Raw genomic sequence first — 5,017 nt, 5'->3', positions numbered from 1 at the left:
CCATGGGGGCAAGGGGAGGCAGAGACGCCTCTGTCTTGGGGGTGGAGGGGGTGCGATCGGGCAAACGCAATGAACACGCCGTTAGGGCGCCAAGGGCGATCACCATCCCAACCAAACTCAACCGCCTGCGAACCATACTTAACTCAACTCGGCATCAGATCCACTCTAGCCTTATTCTGAAAATAGTGATTTTGTCGAACGTCTGCTGCCATGCTGACTGTGATTAGCTACCTCGAACAGCCCATGACCTTTGATAGTTTCTTTGGGCCTGTGACCCTTCAACCCGGTCGCAATGAAAATGTCGATGAGCGGCGCTGGCGCAACTGCAAAACCCACAATGCTGACCTGCAGGCTTTGATTAAAAAGGGACTCGTTGTTGTCGAAGAATTAGGCTAAATTTAGACTGAGAAGGCCGGACTTCTCTGCCACCTGACCTCTTTAGACCCCCATGAGCTACCGCATTGATCGCCAGACTTATGCAGAAACCTATGGCCCGACGGTGGGCGATCGCCTGCGACTTGCGGATACTGATCTCATTATTGAAATTGAGCGCGACTACACCCACTACGGTGATGAAGTCAAGTTTGGCGGCGGCAAAGTGATCCGCGACGGGATGGGACAGTCCCCCATTGCTAATGCAGAAGGCGCAGTGGATGTGGTGATCACCAATGCGGTCATTCTGGATTGGTGGGGCGTTGTCAAGGCCGATGTCGGCATCAAAGAGGGCAAGATCTACAAAATTGGTAAAGCAGGAAACCCCTACACCCAAGAGGGGGTAGATATTATCATTGGCCCTGGCACGGAGGCGATCGCTGGCGAAGGCATGATCCTCACTGCTGGGGGGATTGACGCCCACATTCACTTTATCTGTCCACAGCAGATTGCCACTGCCATTGCCTCGGGGATTACAACAATGATTGGTGGCGGAACGGGGCCTGCCACAGGTACCAATGCCACCACCTGTACGCCAGGACCTTGGAACATCTACCGCATGCTTCAAGCTGCCGATGCCTTTCCAGTGAATTTAGGCTTTTTGGGCAAGGGCAATAGCAGCCAACCCCAAGGACTGATTGAGCAAGTGCAGGCGGGCGCTGTTGGTCTTAAACTCCACGAAGACTGGGGCACTACCCCTGCTGCCATTGACACCTGTTTGAGTGTGGCTGAAGACTACGACATTCAGGTGGCCATCCACACCGACACCCTTAACGAATCTGGGTTTGTCGAAGACACCATTGCTGCCTTCAAAAACCGCACCATTCACGCCTATCACACTGAGGGCGCCGGCGGAGGACATGCCCCGGACATTATTAAGGTCTGTGGTCAAGCCAATGTGTTGCCCTCTTCCACTAATCCCACTCGCCCCTACACTGTCAATACCCTCGATGAGCACTTGGATATGTTGATGGTGTGCCACCACCTCGACCCCAATATTCCTGAAGATGTGGCCTTTGCCGAGTCGCGGATTCGCAGAGAAACCATTGCTGCTGAAGATGTTCTCCATGACCTCGGGGCCTTTAGTATTATCTCTTCGGACTCCCAAGCAATGGGACGGGTGGGGGAGAGTATTATTCGCACATGGCAAACTGCTCACAAAATGAAGCTGCAGCGGGGACATCTCAGGGATCCCCAACAGCCGGGCGTCGATCATGACAACTTTCGCGCCCGCCGCTATGTAGCCAAGTACACGATTAATCCTGCCATTACCCACGGCATTGCTGAGTATGTGGGATCAGTAGAGGTGGGCAAAATTGCTGATCTGTGCCTCTGGAAGCCCGCTTTCTTTGGAGTCAAGCCGGAGCTGGTAATCAAGGGGGGAATGATTGCCTACGCTCAAATGGGGGATGCCAATGCCAGTATTCCCACGCCCCAACCAGTGCACATGCAACCCATGTTTGCCAGCTATGGGGGCTGCCAAACCGCCACCTCAGTAACCTTTATGTCTCAAGCAGGCATTGCCAACAACCTCCCAGAACAGTTGGGGTTGCAAAAAACAGTGCTGCCGGTGCGCCACATCCGCCAACTGCGCAAAGCAGATCTCAAGCTCAATGACTACTTACCCCACATTGAGGTAGATCCCGAAACCTATGAGGTGCGGGCGGATGGTGAATTGCTCACCTGTGAACCGGCCAGTGTCTTACCCCTTGCCCAACGTTATTTTCTCTTTTAAGTTTATTAAGTTTAAGCAATGACGGATGCGGTAGCTGTCCTCTTTCAACAAGGACAAGAGGCTTTTGAGCGGGGCAACTATCAACAGTCCGTTGCCCTGTTGGGACAGGCGGCGGCGCTGGCTGAGGGAAATGCGGTGCAATCAGGAGAAATTAGTCTCTGGTTAGTCACAGCTTATAGCGCTGCTGGCGATCAAGGGGCAGCCGTGAGTCTCTGCCGTCAACTCCAACGGCATCCCGATCCTCACACGCGGCAGGAAAGTCGTCGCTTGCTAGCGATTTTGGAGGCTCCCCAACTGAAACGCCGTCCAGAATGGTATAGCGAAATTCCTGACCTATCCCACCTGGGCGATCGCAGCTACACCTCCCCCAATCGCCGCTCCTCGAAAAGGCCATCGGCTCCCACCCCAAAACCCCAAGAACCACCGCCCCCCGCTACTCCTTTACCAAATGCCTTCATTTGGATTGCCCTCACGGGCTTGGGCGTGGCCACACTCTTGGTAGCTTGGTTATAAAGCAGCTTTTACCACCCTGCAAAAAGGGCTGCACAGGCAGTATGGTAGTTCTCAAGAACTGGAAATGACACAGGGTAGGCCTTGCTAGTTTTCTTAAGCATCTCTAGATCAGTGGGGCTCCGGATTACCCAAGAACGGCAATCGCTACGAAATGATTAGTACGAAATGATTTAGTAATGATTAGTGGGGAGTCAGGGGTGAGCGGTGCCCCCACTGGTAAATCCCCTATCTGTAGAAATTTTGACGGCCAACTTTAGGCATGGTCACCAGTAACGGGTCCTAGTTGTGCCTGGATGGGAGCCGGCGTTATTCAAAAGAATACGTTGACATCTCCCCTGTTGCCCAACTGTCGTTGTCCCCCAGGGCAAATTTTTAAGCCGTGAGCCGATGGTCAGTTGTTCCTAGTTATTGCTATAGAGGCTAAAGAGCGATCGAAAGTCGAATAGACGAATCAACATTGGCCAAAAGGCATCTAGGCCATTGGGGGCTTTCGGTTTGTGCCACCATGTGAGGCCACCATAGAGCAGTTGTACTAGGCCCCGCTGTGCCTCATCACCGACCTCAAGAAACCGCAGGTAAATACAGCATTTCTCGTCTTCTGCACGGCTGCGAACAACAGCTGCGGTCACGCTAAAGTCCTGCTCTAAAAAAGTGAGCGTCCCCACCTGATTGCCTTGGTCTTCCACAAACCGGCCAGCGGTCAGTAATAGAGCCGCCCCTGTCTCCGAAAGATCCCGGGTATAGCCCCAGTAGGTTTGATTCCCCAGTTGAAAGCGACACACAGTGCAAACGGGGAAGCGATCGCTCTGGCGACGGGTAGGCTGATCAATGGCGGATAAAACAGCAATTAAGGCAATAAAGGCGTTATAGATGGTCCAAGCCAACATCAGCTCTAAACCCGACCGTTCATACTCCATTGGCGGCCAAATGTGGAGCCAGTAGCCACCATAGCGGATAAAGATCCCCACTCCCACCGCCACCACAAAGACAACCAATGGCCACGTAAAGCGTAAATTCAAACATTTGCGATTGGACACTGTTCCTTTATTAGTGACAATGCTGCCAATTTTGCCAAAGGGATTGCGGAGGATTTTAATCAGTTGCACCATACCTGGAAAAGCAAAGGTGACTTCATGAACCTCACCCCAGATCGAAAAATACCGTCCTTCTGTAGCCCAGCTAAAGGTGGCGATCATCAGCAGGGTGTAGGGCAGGGCGTAGAAAAGATACTCGCTCAAGGTGGCTACTGTCAGGGAAATGCCCGTCATCAGGCTCAAAAATGGGCCAATGAGAAAGCAGGTGCGGATAAAGGGATTGATGTTGTACAGCAGCAGCGATAGGTGACAACTGCGCTGAAACCAAGAGAGCTTTGACCAGATGGGAAGATCATCGCCACAGAAATAGATTTGCATATTCCCTTGGAGCCAGCGCAGCCGTTGCTCTAAATAATCCTGAAAATTGCGGGGAGATTCCCCCATACTGAGAATTTCATTGAGATAGATCAAACGGTAACCAGCAATCTGCATCTTTGTCCCTGTTTGGAAATCTTCCACCACACAGCGGGTATAGTATCCACCGATGGCTTCTAGGTCACGGCGGCGAACGACATAGGAGGTACCGCAGCAAATAATAGCGTTGCCGAAGTCCCGTCCCGGCTGAATAAACCCAAAAAAGTACTCCATATCCCCGGGCATCATAAACTCAATGCCAAGGTTTCGGGAGTAATAGTCAGGGTTAAAAAAGTGCTGGGGGGTTTGCACCATGGACACCTGATCATCCTGAAAAAAGCCCACTGTGCGAGTCAGGAAGTTCTGAAAGGGAATAAAGTCGGCATCAAAAACAACAATCAGTTCGCCGCGGGTGTGTTTCAGGGCATGGTTAAGATTCCCTGCTTTGCGGTGTTCATTGGTGGGGCGAGTGAGATAGTTGACCCCTAGCTGCTCACAGAGATCGGCAATTTCCGGACGACGGCCATCGTCAAGGACATAGATGGTTTTGTTTCTGTAATTCATTGCCTGGCAGCCAATAATAGTTCGCTGCAAAATGTAGGGGGCTTCATTGTAGGTGGGAATGAAAACATCGACACTGGGGCAGTATTCACCACTAAGAACCGCCTGCTGGTAGTGATTGGCCTGGCGCGATCGCCAGGCAGTTGTCAGCCATGCCGTTTGATAAAAGTAGAGCACATAGGTCAAAAAGTACAGTAGCTCAAGACCGTAGAAACCGACACTTGCTCCAAAACTCAACCAGTGGGCATCATTCAGCGTCACCCAGCCACGCCACACCAGATAGCGACAGCCAAAGAGAATGACAATGAGGCGCATAATGAGGCGGGTG

General features: G+C 52.1%; 4 protein-coding genes. 3 read left to right on the top strand and 1 reads right to left on the bottom strand.

Annotated features, from left to right (window positions below):
- Positions 1-210: 210 nt before the first annotated feature.
- From H8Q75_RS02780 to H8Q75_RS02770, 3 genes are read left to right on the top strand one after another with little or no spacing between them, the layout of a single operon-like run.
- Positions 211-396 (top strand): hypothetical protein, encoded by a 186-nt coding sequence (locus H8Q75_RS02780; RefSeq protein WP_024125536.1) that lies wholly within the window; start codon positions 211-213, stop codon positions 394-396.
- A gap of 52 nt (positions 397-448) precedes the next feature.
- Positions 449-2,167, top strand: a complete 1,719-nt coding sequence (gene ureC, locus H8Q75_RS02775) for an urease subunit alpha (protein ID WP_024125535.1) — start codon at positions 449-451, stop codon at positions 2,165-2,167.
- Between the two features lie 18 nt (positions 2,168-2,185).
- Positions 2,186-2,680, top strand: coding sequence for a hypothetical protein (locus H8Q75_RS02770; RefSeq protein WP_024125534.1), 495 nt, complete (start codon positions 2,186-2,188; stop codon positions 2,678-2,680).
- Between the two features lie 401 nt (positions 2,681-3,081).
- Here the strand turns inward: H8Q75_RS02770 and H8Q75_RS02765 are convergent.
- Positions 3,082-5,017, bottom strand: a 1,936-nt coding sequence (locus H8Q75_RS02765) for a glycosyltransferase (protein ID WP_297040308.1), incomplete at its 5' end; no start/stop codon positions are given.

It is taken from the genome of Thermosynechococcus sp. OHK43 (assembly GCF_014466085.1).
Taxonomy (GTDB): Bacteria; Cyanobacteriota; Cyanobacteriia; order Thermosynechococcales; family Thermosynechococcaceae; genus Thermosynechococcus.
Note: the sequence above shows the minus strand (reverse complement) of the source record. Positions and strands in the feature narration are given on the sequence as shown.

Bases quoted from the DNA above. Each gene is read 5' to 3' on its own strand.
- H8Q75_RS02770 (WP_024125534.1), top strand. From the start codon at position 2,186: ATGACGGATGCGGTAGCTGTCCTCTTTCAACAAGGACAAGAGGCTTTT.
- ureC (WP_024125535.1), top strand. From the start codon at position 449: ATGAGCTACCGCATTGATCGCCAGACTTATGCAGAAACCTATGGCCCG.
- H8Q75_RS02780 (WP_024125536.1), top strand. From the start codon at position 211: ATGCTGACTGTGATTAGCTACCTCGAACAGCCCATGACCTTTGATAGT.